The sequence below is a fragment of the Staphylococcus sp. FSL W8-0271 genome (genome assembly GCF_038006605.1).
Classification (GTDB): domain Bacteria; phylum Bacillota; class Bacilli; order Staphylococcales; family Staphylococcaceae; genus Staphylococcus; species Staphylococcus cohnii.
Map to the genome: position 1 here is coordinate 498,794 of NZ_JBBOVM010000001.1, position 20,338 is coordinate 519,131.

The 20,338-nt window shown below is 33.3% G+C and carries 20 protein-coding genes; 8 read left to right on the forward strand and 12 right to left on the reverse strand.

The features are described 5' to 3' along the window. The first annotated feature begins 421 nt into the window (after nt 1-421). The 4 genes from NST87_RS02310 to uidA all read left to right on the forward strand — a co-directional run bounded on the left by NST87_RS02310 (nt 422) and on the right by uidA (nt 6,606). Nucleotides 422-1,492, forward strand: a complete 1,071-nt coding sequence (locus NST87_RS02310) for a YkvI family membrane protein (protein WP_019470076.1) — start codon at nt 422-424, stop codon at nt 1,490-1,492. Nucleotides 1,493-1,626: 134 nt separating this feature from the next. Next, a complete protein-coding gene (locus tag NST87_RS02315) occupies nt 1,627-2,841 on the forward strand; it encodes a helix-turn-helix domain-containing protein (protein WP_019470077.1) in 1,215 nt (404 codons plus the stop codon). A 531-nt stretch (nt 2,842-3,372) separates the two neighbouring features. After that, nucleotides 3,373-4,776 (forward strand): MFS transporter, encoded by a 1,404-nt coding sequence (locus NST87_RS02320; protein WP_019470078.1) that lies wholly within the window; start codon nt 3,373-3,375, stop codon nt 4,774-4,776. Nucleotides 4,777-4,812: 36 nt separating this feature from the next. After that, nucleotides 4,813-6,606 (forward strand): beta-glucuronidase, encoded by a 1,794-nt coding sequence (gene uidA, locus NST87_RS02325; RefSeq protein ID WP_019470079.1) that lies wholly within the window; start codon nt 4,813-4,815, stop codon nt 6,604-6,606. Nucleotides 6,607-6,996: 390 nt separating this feature from the next. Here uidA and NST87_RS02330 read toward each other — a convergent pair whose 3' ends face one another. Both NST87_RS02330 and NST87_RS02335 read right to left on the reverse strand, forming a co-directional pair. Continuing rightward, the gene (locus NST87_RS02330) at nt 6,997-8,721 is read right to left on the reverse strand and encodes a glycoside hydrolase family 3 protein (protein WP_019470080.1); all 1,725 of its coding nucleotides are present in this window, start codon (nt 8,719-8,721) and stop codon (nt 6,997-6,999) included. Nucleotides 8,722-8,725: 4 nt separating this feature from the next. Continuing rightward, nucleotides 8,726-9,571, reverse strand: coding sequence for an HAD hydrolase-like protein (locus tag NST87_RS02335; RefSeq protein ID WP_019470081.1), 846 nt, complete (start codon nt 9,569-9,571; stop codon nt 8,726-8,728). A 473-nt stretch (nt 9,572-10,044) separates the two neighbouring features. Between NST87_RS02335 and NST87_RS02340 the strand changes: the two genes are divergently transcribed. Then, nucleotides 10,045-10,686 (forward strand): hypothetical protein, encoded by a 642-nt coding sequence (locus NST87_RS02340; RefSeq protein ID WP_019470082.1) that lies wholly within the window; start codon nt 10,045-10,047, stop codon nt 10,684-10,686. A gap of 315 nt (nt 10,687-11,001) precedes the next feature. Beyond that, the gene (locus NST87_RS02345) at nt 11,002-11,193 is read left to right on the forward strand and encodes a hypothetical protein (protein WP_019470083.1); all 192 of its coding nucleotides are present in this window, start codon (nt 11,002-11,004) and stop codon (nt 11,191-11,193) included. Between the two features lie 181 nt (nt 11,194-11,374). Here NST87_RS02345 and NST87_RS02350 read toward each other — a convergent pair whose 3' ends face one another. After that, nucleotides 11,375-11,644 (reverse strand): DUF1413 domain-containing protein, encoded by a 270-nt coding sequence (locus NST87_RS02350; RefSeq protein ID WP_019470084.1) that lies wholly within the window; start codon nt 11,642-11,644, stop codon nt 11,375-11,377. Nucleotides 11,645-11,833: 189 nt separating this feature from the next. On the opposite strand from NST87_RS02350, the gene NST87_RS02355 reads away from it, so the two are divergent. Both NST87_RS02355 and NST87_RS02360 read left to right on the forward strand, forming a co-directional pair. Further along, entirely contained in the window at nt 11,834-12,541 is a 708-nt protein-coding gene (locus NST87_RS02355) for an SDR family oxidoreductase (RefSeq protein ID WP_019470085.1), read from the forward strand. 73 nt (nt 12,542-12,614) lie between these two features. Beyond that, entirely contained in the window at nt 12,615-13,115 is a 501-nt protein-coding gene (locus tag NST87_RS02360) for a GNAT family N-acetyltransferase (protein ID WP_019470086.1), read from the forward strand. 128 nt (nt 13,116-13,243) lie between these two features. Here the strand turns inward: NST87_RS02360 and hisIE are convergent, their stop codons facing one another. The 9 genes from hisIE to NST87_RS02405 are packed head-to-tail and all read right to left on the reverse strand — an operon-like array spanning nt 13,244 to nt 20,152. Then, nucleotides 13,244-13,873: a bifunctional phosphoribosyl-AMP cyclohydrolase/phosphoribosyl-ATP diphosphatase HisIE gene (gene hisIE / locus NST87_RS02365; RefSeq protein WP_340721282.1), complete on the reverse strand. Its 630-nt coding sequence runs from the start codon at nt 13,871-13,873 to the stop codon at nt 13,244-13,246. Next, complete coding sequence (gene hisF, locus NST87_RS02370; RefSeq protein WP_019470088.1) at nt 13,870-14,628, reverse strand: imidazole glycerol phosphate synthase subunit HisF; 759 nt, start codon at nt 14,626-14,628, stop codon at nt 13,870-13,872. Before hisF ends, hisIE begins: the two co-directional genes overlap by 4 nt. Beyond that, nucleotides 14,625-15,329, reverse strand: a complete 705-nt coding sequence (hisA, locus tag NST87_RS02375; RefSeq protein ID WP_019470089.1) for a 1-(5-phosphoribosyl)-5-((5-phosphoribosylamino)methylideneamino)imidazole-4-carboxamide isomerase — start codon at nt 15,327-15,329, stop codon at nt 14,625-14,627. The genes hisF and hisA overlap by 4 nt, the downstream gene beginning before the upstream one ends. After that, nucleotides 15,329-15,901 (reverse strand): imidazole glycerol phosphate synthase subunit HisH, encoded by a 573-nt coding sequence (hisH, locus tag NST87_RS02380; protein ID WP_019470090.1) that lies wholly within the window; start codon nt 15,899-15,901, stop codon nt 15,329-15,331. Before hisH ends, hisA begins: the two co-directional genes overlap by 1 nt. Continuing rightward, entirely contained in the window at nt 15,898-16,476 is a 579-nt protein-coding gene (gene hisB, locus NST87_RS02385; protein WP_019470091.1) for an imidazoleglycerol-phosphate dehydratase HisB, read from the reverse strand. Before hisB ends, hisH begins: the two co-directional genes overlap by 4 nt. Next, nucleotides 16,463-17,458 carry a pyridoxal phosphate-dependent aminotransferase gene (locus NST87_RS02390; RefSeq protein ID WP_019470092.1) on the reverse strand — a complete coding sequence of 332 codons (996 nt, stop codon included), beginning with the start codon at nt 17,456-17,458 and terminating at the stop codon, nt 16,463-16,465. The genes hisB and NST87_RS02390 overlap by 14 nt, the downstream gene beginning before the upstream one ends. Then, nucleotides 17,451-18,713, reverse strand: a complete 1,263-nt coding sequence (gene hisD, locus NST87_RS02395) for a histidinol dehydrogenase (protein WP_230620676.1) — start codon at nt 18,711-18,713, stop codon at nt 17,451-17,453. Before hisD ends, NST87_RS02390 begins: the two co-directional genes overlap by 8 nt. Continuing rightward, a complete protein-coding gene (gene hisG / locus NST87_RS02400; protein WP_019470094.1) occupies nt 18,703-19,320 on the reverse strand; it encodes an ATP phosphoribosyltransferase in 618 nt (205 codons plus the stop codon). Before hisG ends, hisD begins: the two co-directional genes overlap by 11 nt. Nucleotides 19,321-19,336: 16 nt before the next feature. Continuing rightward, a complete protein-coding gene (locus tag NST87_RS02405) occupies nt 19,337-20,152 on the reverse strand; it encodes an ATP phosphoribosyltransferase regulatory subunit (protein WP_019470095.1) in 816 nt (271 codons plus the stop codon). Between the last annotated feature and the right edge of the window lie 186 nt (nt 20,153-20,338).

Sequence of the window (20,338 nt, forward strand, 5' to 3'; positions counted from 1 at the left end):
CAAGTGAAAAAAGGCAATTTCTATTGAAATCATATAGAAATTGCCTTTTTCAATATTGTTTTAATTATAGTTAGGTCATTGATTTACTACTTGGGTTAATATAGGTCCTTATTTTTAAAAATATTTTAATGTGAATTTAGACATAAATAAGTCGTAGTATTGATGAGTAACAATGAATCACACAGATGGACTGAATTAAATCATCTTCATGTTATTTTTCTAGGGTTTATGTTCCAAATGCTATTTTGCATGAATTGCTTAGTCTTTTAAGTATTTCAACATAAATTATGGATAAAATGATAAAATTGAGTAATCGTAGAAATTTTAAGTAGTTTAGATGCCAAATATACAATAATCATAGTTATTATAATTGAAATTTTATTTAAGTTGTATATAGTAGACTCAATAAGGGGGTAACATGATGAAAAGAATATTACTGATTGCTAGTGCTTTTATCGGTGTCATCGTTGGTGCTGGATTTGCTTCTGGACAAGAAGTGCTGCAATATTTTACTAGTTTTGGTATTTTGGGCACTTTGGGTGCTATCATTACCACAGCGTTGTTTGCTTATGTTGGGATGATGCTTGTTTGGTTAGGGAGTAAGTTTGATACAGATTCACATAAAGTCGTTATACATAATATTACTGGAAAATCATTATTTGGAAAATTATTGGGATGGATTATTGATTTAGTCATTATCTTTACTTTGTTTGGTGTCGGTGTAGTGATGATTGCAGGTGCTGGGTCAAACTTAAATCAACAATTTGGGGTACCATCGCTCGTTGGTACATTATTAATGACTGTATTAATCATCCTTGCAGGAATGTTAAAGGTAGAAGGTGTAGTTAAAGTTATTGGCAATATTACGCCGTTTTTAATTATTTTTATATTAATTATTTCGATTTATAGTTTCTTAACTACAAATGTACCATTTTCTGAATTAAATACAATTTCAGATGCGAAACCTTCGACATTACCTAATTGGTTTGTTGCAGGTATTAATTATGCTTCATTTAATACAGCAGTAGGTGCTTCAATGGCTATTGTAATGGGTGGAGCAGAAAAAAATTCAAAAGTAGCAGCAATTGGAGGCTTAGTAGGTGGCCTGATATTGGGTGCTATGATTGTCTTAAGTCATTTAGCAATTTTTACACAAATCAATATTGTCGGTAATATGGAAATGCCTATGTTAGGTATTGTGAACCATATATCACCAATTCTAGGTATCATTATGGCAATCGTGATATTTGGTATGATTTTCAATACAGGACTAGGTATGTTTTATGCATTTGCAACACGTTTCACTGTTGTAGATTCTATACGTTTTAAGATATTTTATACTATTACAATCCTTGTAGGACTTTGCTTAAGTTTTGTCGGATTTACAGATCTGGTAGCAATCTTCTATCCATTAATCGGTTATTTAGGTTTGGTGCTTATCTTTGTCTTATTCTATGCGCCGTTTAAATTAAAATTGGGTAAGAAACAATAGACACAGAGTGATCAATAGCCTTACATGACTAAATATATAAAATACTAAAAATAAATTAAATATTTTTTATTTATTTGATACTCTATTCCTTAATATTTAGATATAATAAAAATATAAGGAATGGGGTGTTTTTTATGAAAAATGAAACGCTAGAAATATTGCAAATGCATGCTATACAATTGCTGGGTATTCAGTTAGAAGGTTATGATATGGACAACATAAAGGAGATTAGTAACCATATTAAGACACCTTTTATGAATACTACCAAAAAACAATATAGAAATGAGTTGAAACATTTTATTGTGCATATGCAAAGTAATAAAATTTATCACTATAAAAATAGTTTTAATGTTAGCTTTTTGATTTTTAAATTTAAAAAATATAGAAAAATATATATTATTGGGCCTTATATGGATAAACGACCCAATGAGCGCCAATGTAATGAAATGTTACTTAATTTAAATATTAAAATTTCTAAGCTGCCTACACTGAAACAATATCTACTTAAAATACCAATATGTCATCATGTTAAAGCACAAAAAATGTGTCGTTTAGCAATTCGTTTTTTGAAGAAAAGAAATATTGTCTATGAAACGGTAGAAATTGACTTCAGTTTTCATGCAAATGAAACATTTTTAGCTGATTCTAAGCTTCAAAGTGATTACACATTACAAGAAATAGAATATAGATATAATTTAGAAAATCAATTGTTGACTGCAGTAGAAAACGGAAATGTCGAAGAAGCATTAACGATTTTAAAAAAGATGAGTTTGTCTGTGACTGGTTTACGACGAGTGAAGGATGATCTATCAAATGAACAATATAAAGCATATTTGATCAATACTTTATGCTGTAAAGCTGGTGAAAAAGCGGGTGTAAGTCTTATACATATCGATGAAATATCCGCTCGATATGCTGCAATGATTGATCGGACATTGGATGTAGAAGTATTGGAAGAATTAACGTATGCAATTGTAAAGGAATATGCAGAAAGGGCTATGAAAATTAAAGCGAATGCCTTTAGCCCTAAAGTAAGTAAAGTGATTCAATATATTGAAAGAAACTTAGATAGTAATTTAACTTTAGAAGAATTAGCGAATTATGTGAATTTGGCACCTAGTTATCTATCAAGAATTTTTAATCAGGAATGTCATCAATCTTTATCACAATTTATTACAGCACTAAGAATAAAAAAAGGGCGTGACTTAATAGCGCGGACAAAAATGACTGTTGCCGAAGTGGCAAAATATGTTGGTTTTAAGGAACAAAGTTATTTCGCACAATGTTTTAAAAAGCAATATGGCAAGACACCATTGAAATATCGGACGGAACATAAAGAATTTTATTAGTAGATATAATGAAAAATCAGAAAATTAAATATTCAATAAAAAAATTGTAAAAAAATTGTAAAAAATTAGGAAAATATCAAAAAAATCATAATTATCTCTGAAAATAATTAAAATAGCACCAATTCACATTAAACTTAGAGCTAATTTAATATTTTCCGCGCAATTGTATGTAATAAAGTATAGTATCAATTTGGATTGGCGTTATTACAGACTTTAGCAATAGTTGAAAAAAATAGCATAGATGGATAAGTAAGACACAATTTTAACAACGTTGTTATTTTTTATTGACTGTTGTCATTATAAAAATATAATAAAAGTAAGAGCTCTATCAAAAAGTGTTAAGGGTGTATGCACGTGAAAATAATAAGCGTATCTATTCTAGAGGGTTTAAAATTTTTTATGTACGTAAGAAAACGCTCTCAATTCTATGGGGGAAGTTATGATTGATGGCCACATTCAATAAAACAGACTATGAAACTGCAAAGATGAGGTGCACAAATGTTGTTTCGATAGTGGAAAGAGGTAATCCTTATGGTTACAGCCAGATTAAAACCGGCAAATAAGAAATTGAAAAAATTTAACGAAATTGAATCACCGAAATTAAAATTCAAAGAAAAACTAGCTTATGGATTTGGGGATTTAGGAAACGGATTAATGTTTGATATGGGGCAAATTTATTTACTGCTTTTTTATACAGATATTTTGGGAATTCCGTCTGCCGTTGGTGGTCTCGTATTTTTAGTTGCTAAATTTTTCGATGCATTTGTAGACACGGGTGTAGGAACTCTTGTCGATAATCAGAAGAATTTTTCAAAACGGGGAAAATTTAGACCATTTATTTTATATGGGAGCGTTCCTTTAGAAATATTGACTGTTTTAATTTTTATTTCTCCTGATATCAGTGAAACAGGTAAAATTATATGGGCATTTGGAACATATTTACTATTAAATGCTGCTTATTCTGTCGTGAATATACCTTATGGTTCATTGTCTGCCTCAATGACGATTAATGCGGATGATCGAACACAATTATCAGTGTTTCGTAATTTAGGGTCACAAGGTGCCATGTTTATTTCAGGCATTGTTATTATTCCGTTAGTAAGTTTATTTCCGAATCATGCGATTGGTTATCCGATTGCAGTAGGAATACTTGCAATTGCAGGTGTGACACTACATATGTTGTGTTATAAGGGGGTTAAAGAGCGTCATACAATTGAACGTCCGCAAGTAAAAGGTTTAAGGCGTAAAGCGTTTTTTAATTTACTGAAAAATAGACCATTTATAATTCTAGCAATTTATACATTGTTAACGATTACTGCTTTATTTTTACAACAAGGTGCGCAACTATATTATTACAAAAATGTACTTGGTTTTGATAATTTAATAGGAATTGTAAGTACATTGAATTTTATTGTTTTAATGCCAGCATTATTCCTAACTACTTTCTTAAGTAAAAAAGTAGGTAAAAAAATGACAGCAGTCATAGGCGTAAGTGGTTTTATTATTTTCCAAATTGTGAACTTTTCGTTATTTTCAGAGCAAATTGTACTTTTCTTAATATTTAACACGATTGCACAATTATTCTTAGTTATTCCAAATACGGTGACATGGGCGTTTATAGCTGATGTTGTAGAATACGGACAATGGCAATCAGGACTTAGATCTGAAGGTATTATTTATGCAAGTTATAGTTTTACTAGAAAAATTTCACAAGGCTTAGCAGGTTTTATACCAGGTATGGCATTAACAATTATTGGTTATGTACCTAATGCGGCACAAACGCCTGATACAATATTCGGTTTAAAAATATTATTCTTTGTGGTGCCCGCAGTCATTTGTTTAGTTGCAGTGATACTTTTCTTCATTGCATACCCATTAACAGATCAGAAACATAAACAAATTGTTAAAGAACTAGCACTTAGAGAGGAATTATAACTATTTTGTATTTAATTTTATGAGAGGAGCATTTATATGCTATATCCAGTAACAAATGAACAGAGAAGTATCATAGACTTAAATGGTGTTTGGCAGTTTAAATTAGAAGAGAACTATGATCAAATAGATGTAACGAAACCTTTGGACACTGATTTAGTTATGGCAGTACCTGGTTCATATAATGATCAAGGCGTGACTGCAAACATACGTAATCATGTAGGAAACGTTTGGTATGAAAGAATGTTTACGATACCTAACGTACTATCAGATGAACGTATTGTGTTGAGATTTGGTTCAGCTACACATAAAGCAACTGTTTATATTGATGGTCAAGAACTCACATCACATCAAGGAGGATTTCTACCATTTGAAGTGGAATTAAATCAAAAATTCTCTACAGGAAAACATCGTTTAACGGTTTGTGTAAATAATATATTAGACGAAACGACTTTACCTGTTGGTAATTATAGCGAAACCACAGACAAAGATGGTAATTTGATTAAAAGAAATAAACCTAATTTTGACTTTTTCAATTATGCTGGTTTGCATAGACCCGTTAAAATTTATACAACACCACAAACATTTATAAAAGATATTGAAATTGTTCCAGAAGTTAAAAATAATGTGGCAGATATAAATTATAATGTTTCCATCAATGAACCAGTGGATGATATCTTAATTAAATTGATAGATGAAGCGGGAAAGGTTGTAGCAGAAACGACTGGTGCACAGGGTTCTATCAAAGTTGAACAGCCGCATTTATGGCAACCTTTGAATGCTTACTTATATCATTTAGAAGTAACGTTAGTAGATAATAACCAAGCTGTAGATAGTTATACTGAGCGTTTTGGTATACGATCTGTGGAAGTAAAACAGGGGCAATTTTTAATCAATGATCAACCGTTTTATTTTAAAGGATTTGGTAAGCATGAAGATACCTATTATAATGGCCGAGGATTAAATGAAGTAACAAACGTTATGGATTTCAATCTGATTAAATGGATTGGCGGTAACTCATTTAGAACGTCACACTATCCTTATTCTGAAGAAATGATGCGATTGGCAGATGAACAAGGTATTGTTGTCATAGATGAAACAACTGCTGTCGGCGTGCATTTAAACTTTAGCACTGTATTATATGGTGTGTCTACAAGAGATACATTTAAAGAAATTGGAACGAAAAAAGCACACGAATCTGTTATCAAAGATTTGATTGATAGAGATAAAAACCATGCATGTGTAGTAATGTGGTCAATAGCTAATGAACCAGCTTCAACTGAAGAAGGCGCAAAAGAATATTTTGAGCCCTTGGTCAACTTAGCACGTTCTTGCGATCCACAAAACAGACCTGTAACAATCGTAACCATTTTAATGTCACAGCCGGATAATTGCCAAGTTCAAGATTTAGTAGATGTATTATGTCTGAACAGATATTACGGATGGTATACACAAACAGGCGACTTGGAAGCTGCTAAAGAAGCTTTAAGAACTGAGTTAGATGGTTGGAGTGAAAAACAACCGCATAAGCCAATTATGTTTACAGAATATGGTGCGGACACAGTAGCAGGATTACATTCACTAAATGATGAATTATTTACGGAAGAGTACCAAATTCGTTATTATGAAGCAAATCATGAAGTCATTGATCAATATCCACAATTTATTGGTGAACATACATGGAATTTTGCAGATTTTGAAACATCTGCAGATATTATCCGTGTCCAAGGAAACAAAAAAGGAATATTCACGCGTGAACGTCGCCCTAAAGCAGTTGCACATTATTTCAAGAAACGTTGGGAAAACATACCTAACTTTGGCTATAAATCATAAACAACTAAATACAATTATAAGTATATTCACCCTGAAGCCTATAACAAGCTTTAGGGTTATTTTGGTTTTATAGAAAAGGGGGTATCAAATTGAATAATATGATTTAGCGGCATTATATATAATAAAATGTATTTTGTATGTTTAGTAAGTTTTAGTATAAATTAGTTTGTTTAGCTTTATGATCGTTATAAAAGGAGACAAAAGAGCACTGTGTTGACGCTGTAGATAATGAAATACGTGAATGTGTACAGTTCGAACAAACATACTCTAGCTATACCCATACGAAAGTATTTCAATATAAAAAGGACTAATCTCATTTTAATGTGAGAGATTAGTCCTTAATTTAAGCATAGTTATTATATCCTAAGCATGATATTATAACTCGCTTTTTTATAATTTTGCTTGCCATTTTTCTGTCCATACTAAGTCATTATATTGACCTTTAAATTCACTTTCTCCCATAATCTTATCAATGGTTTGTTTAATATTTTCTCTGTTGGAATGATAAGCGTTTATATAAGCTTTAACCATTGTTGCATCATGCAAGTGAGTCGTGAAATTGGTAGAAATAAACACGGTTGGTACTTCATGTACATACCACGGTATTTCATTGCTCATGGCTGTACCCCATTTAATGCGATAGTTATTTTCAGCAGCATAGCCGATAATATTTGCAAATACTAACGCAGCGTCTACTTTTTCACGATATTCTAATGTTTTACCTTTAATACGTGTTGAACCATCATTTAATGTCACATTAAATCCACGAGATTCGAGTTCTTTTATAATATCATCTGTGACGTTATTCGCTGATTTATAGATGCCATCTTTTTCGCCTTCGATCACATAAAGCATAATATTTTTATGTGTTTCAGGTCGGATAGGTAATTGATTTAAAGTGTTTTTTACAAGTGTTATGCCTAAATCAGCTGCTTCTGCGCGCATTTCTAAATGTTCTGTACAACCGATAATATCTAATGCTTCTTGAGGTTGAATGATTGAACCGTCTTCTTGTTTCATGTGAAGATTGAGTTGTGATTTTAAACCTAAGATACGTCTTACGGCATCATTTAATCTCTCTTCTGTGATGACCCCGTTTTTATAACCATTGAGCATAAATTGGTAATCTTCTTCCAAATCATTGAAGAACAAGAACATATCACAACCAGCTGCAATGGCTAATGGAACATAATCTTCGCGACGCATAGAAGCAGTCATACCTAACATATGGCTAGCATCAGTAACGACTAAACCATTAAATTTCATATCATCTTTTAGTAAATCAGTAATTAGTTCAGAAGAAAGAGTTGCAGGTAAAATGTCTTTATCTTCGAGACTTGGATTTAATTTTTTTGAATAAGCAGGTTGTGCAATATGTCCTGCCATTATCATCTGTACACCGCGATCAATGTGATGTTGATAAACTTTTCGGAAGCTGTCGTCCCATTCATCGGTAGATAGTTCATTTACTCCAAGCACCAAGTGCTGGTCACGCTCTTCCGTACCGTCTCCAGGGAAGTGTTTGATACATGTAATCATATCGCGTTCAGCATTAAAGCCGTCAATAAATGCACTTGAATATTTAATAACTGTTTCAGCATCTGTGCCATATGCACGTGTATTAACGATTGTATTGCGCCAATTCTTAAGTATGTCTACACAGGGATAGAAATTAATGTGTACACCAAGTGCTGAGGATTCACGTGCTGAAACGAGACCAGCATTATATGAAACTTTTGTATCTTGGGCAGCTTCACATTGAGCAGCACTTGCGATATATGTACCATCTTTACATGCACCATTTCCTCCTGAATCACAGTTTGCTGCTACAAGTACTGGAACTTTCGTATGCCTTTGTAAATCATTGAGTAAGTTTTGAACTTCTTCTTTGTTTCCACCTTCATATCGAGCGCCACCAATGTGATAACGTTCAAGTATATCTTTATTAGTTAAGTCTGCGTCAAAAAATTTTTTGCCACCTTCTAAAGAAAATAAGTTAAAAAATAATTGACCAATTTTTTCTTCGTCTGTTAATGTACCAAGTGTTTCTTCTACCCATGCTATTTGATTGTCATTTAAATGATAGGGTGATGCTGTTAAATCTACTTTAACCATAGTGTTAGTTCTCTCCTTCAAAATTATTAAAAAATATTTGTTTTAAAGTGTCATGTGTGTATTGGTTGAAAAGACCATCTTTAAACAATTTTAAATATTTATTGTTAAAGTCTAGCCACGATTGATCTTCATGACCTGCTAGTATTGGATAAAAGTACATACCATGAGATTCTGCTGCTTCTAAGTCTCCTTTGGCATCTCCTAACATGATGATGTCTTCTAAGTTGTAATATTGTTTTAAGTGCGCTAAACAGTGCTCTTTTGTACCTGCTTCTTGTGCAAACATGCCACTTAAATAGTCTGTTAATTTGTATGTTTCCCACTCATATTCTACTGCCGCTAAATTTGCTGATGACACAATTGCGATATCGGCAAAAGTTGAAGCATTTTGTAGAGACGTTTGTACGTTTTTAAATGGTCCAATACTTGGTAAGGTTTTGGTAATTGCATTAACACGGTGGGACCATGATAATGCTTTTTGTAATCCATTTTGTTGCGGATTGTTTGATATAGCTTTTTCGAGTGCTGGATTAGAGAAAGCATCTGTTGTTTGCACCCACTGCTTAATATGCTCGTATCCCTCAATATGAATCCCTTGTTCAACAAGTTCACTTAACATGCGTTCTAATCCTTTAAAGCGATTAATACCTCTAGTGATTTCATATAAATTTATATCATTCCAGCGCTTTAATAGTTTGGACTCTATATTTTCTAAATCCCATTCTTCAACAATAGCTGGACCAAATGCCCACTCATGCTTGATAGTCATAGAATCGATGGCACATCCGTCAGAATCAACGCAAATTAATTTTTTAAACCTAGGTTTGTAATGTGATAAAGAATCAATCATTTAATCTGTTCCTCTCAAGTTAAAATATGTGCTTTATCATATACCATTGCCTTACTTTTAAAATACTATTGTAAGCAAAACTCAAGGATATAATAAAGCGCTTTCTTTATAATATTAAAGTTAGCATTCATAATAGAAAAAAACTAGCGCATTTCGTATAACTTTGTGAGTATAATCACAAAGTAGATGTTTTATGTCATTTTATTACTAAAATAGTTATTTTATTAATAAAAATATTGGCTATTTGAGAGAAGTACGTGATCAAAGGTGCGTACATTTTATTTTTGATATCTCTCATCTATGGCATCCATTTTGTAAATAAAACACCAATATGCTACATAGATACTAATGATTGCTCAAATTGTTAACAAAATATAATGAATCTTACTATGAAAGGGTTACGTAGTCATCGATTGACGAAAATTAGATAAAAATTACAATGAAATAAAATGGATTGGAAAGGACAGACGCTAATGGATAAATTGTTGACTTTGGAACAATTACACCGAAACTACTTGGTAGGAGTAGTTAAGGGATCTACTTGTGATGATGCTATATTGAAAAGTGAAAAAATGATTGAGGGTGGTATGAAAAATATTGAAATAACATCTAACACGCCCTATGCAGAATTGGCCATAAAAGCGTTAACCCAAAAATTTGGTAAATCAATTATCATTGGTGCAGGTTCAGTTCAAAATGTTGTAACCGCACGTGTAGCGATTATAAATGGTGCTCGCTATATAGCAACGTCGCATTTAGACGTTCAAATAGCGCATATTTGTAATGTATACCAAATACCTTACATGCCAAGATGTGGTTCGAAAGATGAAGTAACTAAAGCGATACAGTATGAAGTACCAGTGATTAAGTTGTATCCTGCAAATATATTAGGTGTACCTTTTTTGAAAAACATTCGTGAAATCTTCCCCAATATACATATGATACCTTATGGCGGCATGTCATTAGAAAATATGGAGCAGTGGTACAAAAGTGGTGCCTATGCTATCGGTATTGGTAATGCATTAACTAAAGGGACACAAAAAAACCACTTAGATATGATTATTCATCAAACACATGCATTTGTAGAAAAATTAAATTCAGTGCGTTTGAGCTAAATGATTAGCTAAAATATGACAGCAATTTATCTAATGGTATAACTAACGCTTCGTGATTAAGCGCAATATTAACGAAATAGGTACTATAAATGGAATTTTATCGTTAACCTATGATGCGTATTTTTAAAATCAATCATTTTTAAAATTAAACAATTTGTCAATTTAAAAATGTGTGAAATATATTAAAAAGGACTAAAAGTGATTATTTTGTGAAATTAATCACAAAACACTTTAAATTCTTAACGTTATCGATTATGATAAGGGTGTAGAAGATAACAATGCCTAACGAAAGAAAAAATACGGAGTGATTATTAAATGAGAAAAGTAATTGAAGAAGTCATTTTTTCAAATGAAAGCAGTTATGATATATACACACATACTGGTGTGAATCAAGGCATTATTAATGACATTAAAGATGGATACAGAAGTATTGATTATATAGCTTATATTGATGCAGAAAAATTATACAACTATGGATTAGAAAAAAAGCTACTAGTAAGTAATTAATACACTGTATTCATCTAGTAGCATTGAAGTTTATACACATATACTTCATCGTATCTTGTGTGTAAAACTTCATGAATATTATTCTCCCTAGTATCACCTTTCATGATTTATTTAGAGCCCTTACAAAGTGGAAAAGCCTATGTTACTGTTCATCCAGTAACGTAGGCTTTTCTCATCATGATTAAACATAAGATTTAAAGTTATGTTTGATTTCATTATAGTTATAAATAGAATTATACATACGCATGCGAATGTGATCTTGTGAAGCATATGAAATACGCAATACATTACTTTGGGTGACATATTTTCTGAATTCACGTTCATATTGCTGGCGCTGGTTAAGCGATAGTCCAAGCCACTCTTCTTCATTAAACAATTGTTCAAAACGAAAGTCGAAACTTGTACTATCAATATTATTTCTTAGTTCTTTTATTCTTTCAGTGAAGTTCATGGATCATCCTCCTAATTTATTTAAAGATAAGTGAGTTATGTATGATATACCCACTTTATAATGATTTAGTGTATATGACAAGTACACATGTTTATGAGCTAACTCATTGTTTCAAGGGGGAGGGCACATGGTACAATCTTTGAGGACAGGGTATAAAATATAAAATACGTTTGATGAAAGGAAGATTCGATGGTTAAATTAGAGAACAAGGTTGCAATCATCACTGGTGCTAGTAGTGGCATTGGTGCTAGCATAGCAGAGGTGCTATCAAGTCACGGTATACAATTACTATTAACTGGTCGTAATGAAACAAAGCTGAAAGATGTTGTGAATCGCATTCGTTCAAACGAACATCATGCACAGGTTGAATATTTAATAGTGGATGTGACACAGCAACAAGAAGTTGAACGTTTAATAGCATATGCAAAAGAACAATTCGGTCGCTTGGATATACTTGTAAATAGTGCGGGTCAAATGATGTCTTCTGCTGTAACGGACGGTAATGTAAAGGCTTGGGAATCAATGATTGATACAAATGTGAAAGGGACACTATATGGCATTAATGCAGTTATACCAACATTTTTAGCTCAATCTAGTGGCCATATTATTAACATTGCTTCTATCTCAGGTTTTGAAGTGACGAAAATGAGTACAATATATAGTGCAACGAAAGCTGCAGTGCACACGATTACGCAAGGATTGGAAAAAGAGCTGGCTAAAACGGGCGTTCGAGTGACAAGCATATCGCCAGGTATGGTAGATACGCCTTTAAGTGGCCAGACAGATTGGGGAGAACGTAAAAAGCTAGAACCCAAAGATATTGCTGAAGCGGTAGTTTATGCATTACAACAACCTTCACATGTAAATGTAAATGAAATTACTGTCAGACCAGTCTAATATATATTTTTAATGTTACGACGTTGAGTCAGTTAATAGTAAAGTGATAATATAATGTGAAAGTAGGTAGAGCATGGAGTTTAGATGTCTTAAGAAAAGCGATGTAGAAGCATATCGCTCATTGCGCTTACAGTCTCTACAAACTGATCCTACAGGTTTTGCTTCAACTTATCAACGTGAGCTTCATTTACCAATTGAACGTTTTGAAGAGAGGATAGGGTCGAACGAAAGACATTTTACAATGGGTGTATTTGACGATGGAAAATTAATCGGTTATGCAACTTTTTATCGAGAAATATTAGAAAAAGTGATGCACAGAGGTAATTTAGTCGGTGTATATTGTGATCCACAATATAGAAAACAAGGATTTACTCAACAACTAATTCAAAAAATGATAGATATTGTCACTGAACAAGGTGTGGTTAAAACTATAGGTTTATCGGTTCTTACGGAAAACCAAAGTGCTATTAAATTATATGAAAAATTAGGATTTCAGAAATATGGCACTGAACCAAAGGCACTTTATGATGGCAAACGGTATTATGATGAAGATTTGATGGTGTTATTTGTATAAAAAATTAATAAATTCAAAACTATAGGCTAAAACAGTTATGATCTGTTTTAGCCTATAGTTTGATATATGAGTATATATAAGTAAAATTAACTGATTATGAAAAATCATGAAGCAATCAGTAATCGAATTTACCAATTTTTTATATCTGATCTTTCTCCTTTAAAGTTATTGGAAACTTGATGACGTTTTGACAAAGTTTTCTCAATATCTTCAAATTTGATGTTCAATGCATGTAAAAGTACAAAAAGATGATACATTAAATCAGCAGTTTCATTTGTTACTTCTTCTTGATTAGATTTCATAGCACCGATTACAACTTCAAAAGCTTCTTCACCAAACTTCTTCGTGATTTTTTCTAAACCTTCATTCAATAAATATTGTGTGTATGAATTTTCTTTATTAGAGTTAGCGCTTGAAGATACAGTGTCTTCGAACTGTTGTACATAGAAAGGAACCGTTGTATTGAAACAACTCTGGCTCCCAGTATGACAAGTTGGTCCATTGGGAATTACATCTATCAATAAGGTGTCTTGATCACAGTCTAGGTGTACATTTTGAACGACTTGGGTGTGACCAGAAGTTTCTCCTTTGGTCCATAAGCGGTCTTTAGAACGTGAATAAAAACAAACCTTCCCTTCAGCTAACGTTTTGTTGTATGCATCTTCATTCATATAACCAAGCATAAGCACTTGTTTTGTCTGAACATCTTGTAGTATGGCAGGAATAAGCCCTTTACTAAAATCAGGTTGTTGTGTCATCTTATTGGAATACCTCCTTGAGCCATTGATTGTTTAATTTCATTCACTGTGGTTTCTTTGTCATGCAGTATGCTAGCAGCTAATCCTGCCGAGACATTTGTTTGTTTGAATAAATCTACAAAATGCTCTGGATTGCCGCCACCACCAGAAGCAATAATAGGGATGTGCACAAGTTGTTCAATCTCATGTGAATGGTTAACATCAAAGCCTTGTTTCATTCCATCGTGTGTCATGCTCGTTATTAATAATTCGCCAGCGCCAAGCGCCTCCACTTCTTGAACCCAGTCATAGACACGTTTATCTGTACGTTTCTTTCCGCCATGTGTATAGCAAAAATAATCATTTAACTCTGTATCAAAGTTACTATCTATAGCGATACAAATACATTGGCTTCCAAATTTTTCACTGGCTTCTTGGATAAAAGCAGGGTGCTTTAATGCGCTAGAGTTTAGAGATACCTTGTCAGCACCATGATTTAGCAACTGGGAAATGTCATCAATTGTGGAAATGCCGCCTCCAACTGTAAGTGGAATGAATAGTTTTTCAGCAGTTTCTTCAATAACATCTAACATAAGTCCATGGCCTGCTTCAGTTCGAGAGATATCTAAAAAGACTAATTCATCTGCACCTTGCTCGTTGTAATAAAGTGCATAATCCACAGGATTTCCAAGGTCACGTAGCCCTTTAAATTGTATGCCTTTGACAACGCGGCCATCTTTCACATCTAGGCAGGGGATAATTCTTTTTTTAATCATGATAATCCCTCCCAAAATGCAGGGTTGTGTGCAGCTTTACCAACAATTGCTGCATGAACACCAAATTTTTCTAATTGTTCTAAGTCTTGTTGATGACGAATACCCCCAGAAGCAATGACAGGTTTTTGTGTTGCTTTGACAAGCTGTGCTGTTATTTCAAAGTTTGGGCCAGCCATGCGACCATCTTTAGAAATATCCGTATAGATGATACCTCCCAATGGTAGCGATTCGATTTGCTGAACCAAATCGAATAAGTCTAGATGTGCATCTTGTTCCCAGCCGTTTATTTTTATTTCGCGCTGATATGCATCTACTGATAGATAGAGTTTGTACGGATATTGATGAGACATTTTGGCTAACCATTCAGTATCTTGAATGCCTTTTGTCCCAATAATACAATAGTCTATACCGTCAGCAAAATAAGCTTTGATTGTTTCATAACTACGTATACCGCCACCAACTTCCATAGGTTTATTGGTCAGGCTTCTTAATTGTTTGATGTAGTCCTGTTCAATAGATGTTTGCTGCTTGGCACCGATTAAATCTACAATATGAATACGATCTACACAGTCGAACTTGTCATAAAAAACGACGCTATCTTCGGCACTGCGCGTCATTTTTTCTTCTGAATCATATTTTCCTTCAGTCAGTCTCACACTTGTTGCATTAATTAAATCAATAGCTGGCCAAATATTGATCATTATAAGAAACCACCTTTCAGAGCTTGATTAAGTATCGCTAAACCATCTTCACCACTTTTTTCAGGATGGAATTGGATACCTATAAAATTTTTATATTGAACAATTGCAGGAATCAACGTGCCATAGTCTGCATAAGCAACAACATGATCTGACATTTCAGCTTGATAGGAATGTACAAAATATACATCTTGCGTTAATGTTGTATAATTGCTGATTAAATTATTCCACCCTAAATGCGGTACCGGATAAGGTGTTTGAATAGGTATGATATTTCCTGGGAAAAGTTGTAATCCTTCTACATCACCTTCTGCGCTGTGTTCATAAAGCAATTGCATACCTAGACAAATACCGATGATCGGTTTATGTGATATATTTTGTAAAATAGACTTTAATCCCCGTTTTTCAATCGCTTGCATAGCATCTTTAAAATGACCTACACCAGGTAATATAAGGGTATCTGCTGCCTCAATATCCTCTACACGATCTGTTAAAATTGCATTAAAACCTAAACGATTAAGCGCACGTTGTATGTTTTTAATATTTCCTAAACCATAGTCAATCACTGCAATCATTCAATCACACCCTTAGAAGAAGGAGTGATATTAGCGTCATTTGAGACTAATGCATCTTTAAGCGCACGAGCAAAAGATTTAAATATACTTTCTATTTCATGGTGTGTGTTTCCACCGCGAATTAAGTCAATATGCGTTGTTAGACGTGAGTTGATAACAAGTGCTCTGAAAAATTCCTCAACGAGTTCAGTATCAAATGTACCTACTTTTTCTTTACTGAATTGAGCATTAAAAGATAAATAAGGTCGTCCACTAATATCTACGACTGTACGCGCAAGTGTTTCATCCATGGGTATGTAACTAACCCCGTAACGTTGAAAATATTTACGTTCCTTTACCATCGATAACAGTAACTGTCCAAGAACAATACCAATATCTTCTGTCACATGATGATCATCGACTTGAACATCTCCATTTGCTTCTATAGATAAGGATAATTGGCTGTGAAAAGTAAAGAGTGTCAACATATGATCCAAAAACCCAACGCCTGTATGGATATTACTTTCACGGTGGTCATCAGCCAGAGAAATACTTAATTGTGTTTCTGCTGTATTACGTGTTTTATTTAGTATCATATTGCGACCTCCAATTTTTAATAAGTATAAATAATTGATCTAATTGTTCATCTGTAGCAATAGAGTATCGTACATAGTCAGACATTTCTGGTTCATCGTATAATCTTGGAAGGAATCCATTGTCTTTAATATAAGCACCTAAACTTTGCGCAGCTTCTCCTTTGGTTAATACGAAATTTGTAGCAGAAGGGAAGACTACCATGACATCGTCAACAAGTTCATGAAACATATCTTTTAATTTTCGGGCAAGCTGTCGTTGTTGCTTTATAAACGCGCGAGTCATTGTTTGATTTTCAAACATATAAATCGCGATATGAAGCGTAATTGTATTCAAAGGATACGGATGCTCAATGCTTTGGATGAGTTTGATGGTATCATTAGTACCGATGAGCACACCTAGTCTTAAGCCAGCGATACCAAACGCTTTCGAGAGCGTACGCATTTGAATAACATGAGGTTGCATCTTAATATCATAAGATTCACCAAAATCTAAGTAAGCTTCATCAATGATAAAGTAACCACCCAATGTTTGCATCTTATCTGCAATAGCCATTAAAAATGTCGTACTATATTGTAAGCCAGATGGATTATGTGGATTACTCATAATAAAGAATGCAGGCTGTACTTCATCAATTCGTTTTAAAATCATTTCTAAATCAAATGTTAAATCTGAATTTGCTGGTACAAATTCAATAGGTCGAGCTACCTGATTAGCATAAGCTTGATACATGAAAAAGTCAGGATCTAAGGTCAATGCCGGTCCTTCTGGCATGATTAACATTAATTTTTGAATGAGCTCATCAGAACCATTACCTGCTATGACTTGATCAGGAGAAATATTATGAAAAGCTGCATAAGCTCGTTTGAAGCGCTCATACTCATCATCAGGATAAAAGTTAAATGCTGCCTGTTGAATAATTGTTGCAAGTTGTTCATTAGATAATGGTTTAAGTGGACTTTCATTTTTATTAATTCTAATCATTGTGTGGCTCCTTTGTTGTTCGCATTTCTATGGATTGTTCGTGATTATACAAGTGTTCAATATGTGCTAATTTACGTGCGGATTGTTCAATGTTTTTAAATGTTTGTTGTGATAAATCTATGACAGAATGTCTCGTTAAGAAATCATTCACAGATAGACCATTGGTAAAACGAGCAGTCTGATTTGTAGGTAGTACATGGCTTGGGCCAGCAATATAATCTCCGATAACTTCTGGAGAATAATGTCCTAAGAAGAGTGCACCTACATATTTCACATGGTTGATATAGTCATGTGGACATTGTGTTTGTATAGATGCATGTTCCGGTGCAATTTGATTCATCAAATCGCAAGCTTCAGTAAAGTTTTCTACTGAAATTAAGAAGTGATTGTGTTTTAAACTGGCTTCAACAATAGGTTGCCGTTTGATTTGTCTTAGAGTTTTTTGAATATTATTTTCTAATTGTTGTAATAAGTCTTTATCTTCGCTGATGACAAATGTTCTAGCGAGTTCATCATGTTCTGCTTGAGCAAATACATCATAAGTAATGGCATTTATGTCAGCCGATCGATCAATGATTAGTGCAATTTCACTTGGACCAGCAATCTGATCAATGCCAACTTGCCCATATAAATATTTTTTGGCATAGGCAACATATTGATTTCCAGGTCCAACAATTTTATCCACTTTAGGAATTGTCTCAGTACCATACGCAAGAGCAGCAATACTTTGTGCGCCACCAACTTGGTAAACTTGATCAACACCAGCAATATAACAGGCAGCAAGTACAATATCAGGTATACCTTCAATTTGTGGTGGAGTAACGACGACGATATTTTTAACACCAGCAACTTTAGCAAGTGTTACAGTCATTAACACGGTGGAGGGATAGCTAGCTTTACCACCTGGGACATAGACACCGACACGCTCTAACGGGTGATATATTTCGTAACATTCTGAATTATCCTGCTGATGCTCTTGTTTAATAGACATTTGATATGCCTTAATTCTGTCATGACTTTGTTCAAGAGCTTCCCGTATAGATGAGTCAATGCGTTGATAAGCAGTAAATAAGTCTTCCTTAGAAACTGATAATTGTGATGTTTCTACTTTGTCTAGTTTTAGATTGTATTCCTTTAAGGCGTCGTCCCCTCGAAATTTCACTTGATCACAAATTTCTTTTACGATTGGATATAAATCTTCGTTTAGTTCAGATTGGTTCAGGTAGTTATTCATAAATGTTTCTTTATTTGTAATCAATGAGCGTCACCTCCAAAGTTTTAATTAAATCATCAATTTCAGTTGATTTTTTAAAATATGATGCCTTATTTGTAATGAGTTTAGCATTGATGTTTTTAATCTTTTCTTTTTCAACTAAGCCATTTGACTTTAAAGTAGTACCAGTTTGAACAATATCAACAATGCCATCTACCATATCTACCAAACATGCCAATTCAATTGAACCTGATAGTTTTACAAGCTCAACATCTAAACCTTGTGCTTCAAAATATTGACGTGCTGTTTGGGTATATGAAGTAGCTACTTTTTTAAATTGATAAGCTTCTGGTTTAGCAGCAAGTGAAAAGTGACATTCGCCAAAAGGTAAATCCAGTAAGTTGTTAATAAAATAATTACCTTCTTCTAAAATATCGCTGCCGACGATGCCAATATCTGCAACGCCTTGTTCAACATATATCGGTACATCACTACCCTTGACTAAAATAAATTGTATATCATTAACTGTTATAAGTAATTGACGCTCTCTTTGTTCAAGTGCATATGCTATTTCAGTTTCTCTTATTTCATTTAAATACTTTATAAAACTTTTAAGTAATCTACCTTTTGCCAATGCGACAGTAAGCATGATTTTCACTCCTTGTTTATAGTATAAAACCTAGTCCAAAACCTTCTAATTTCCCTTTATAAAACCCACCAGTGAGACGCTGAGTTTTATTATTTTTTAAATGACATTTCATGAATGATCCTTTGTAATAAGAACGTGGTGGTCTAGGGGTTATATCAAGATGAATTTCAGTAATATTTTGTGATTTAAACCATTGTTCCCACCGATGTAAAGACTGGATGGTGCGATGGTCATGTGGAAATAGTTGTGTTAATAAATCAAGTTGTTCAGTTGTTTTTGTAGTGAGCAACTGTACCACAGGATGCGCAAGACCTAACTGTGCAGTTAACTCTGAAATATTTCGCTCTTGTATAAGATTTAATATCGATTGGCTTTGTTCGCTAGCTGTTAATAATAAATCGATTAATTGATAATGTCCTAAAATGACAAAGTCGATATCATCATTCAACGTATATTTAATAAAGTTATAAAACGTTTTAAAATCGTTTTGCATATCTGTAACAGTTGGGTTGTAATGTTCTATACCTAATTGAGTGTAAACTTCATTATTTCTGACGATTGGACCACTATAAGCTAAACGTTGTTGTTCAGGTTGATAATTACTGTAGTAACGCAATAATTGGTCAGTGAAATCATTGCGCAAAGCAAAAATATGATGGTCATGTTGCCAAAAGCTACGCTCTGTCATTTGTTGTAAATCATCAGGCGTAAGTGATTGCCAGGATAATGATTCTATAAAACTAAAATCAACAAGTTTAAAATCCGCTTGTTGAAAATGTTTTAAAAATGATAATTCATATTCTTTGTTATTAATAAGTGCTTTCGTATCCATAGTATAATGACCATCCTTTATTAAATACTTTGTTTCTCTACCGAACTAAAGTGAATTGATAAAACATACTTTAACACAGTTGATTTTAGAATTCAATAAATATTCAGAAAATATTCTTAGCAACGTGACTTTAGACGCTTTTATCTATATTTATATAAAAAAATAAAACCTAAAATATTGTTTTAG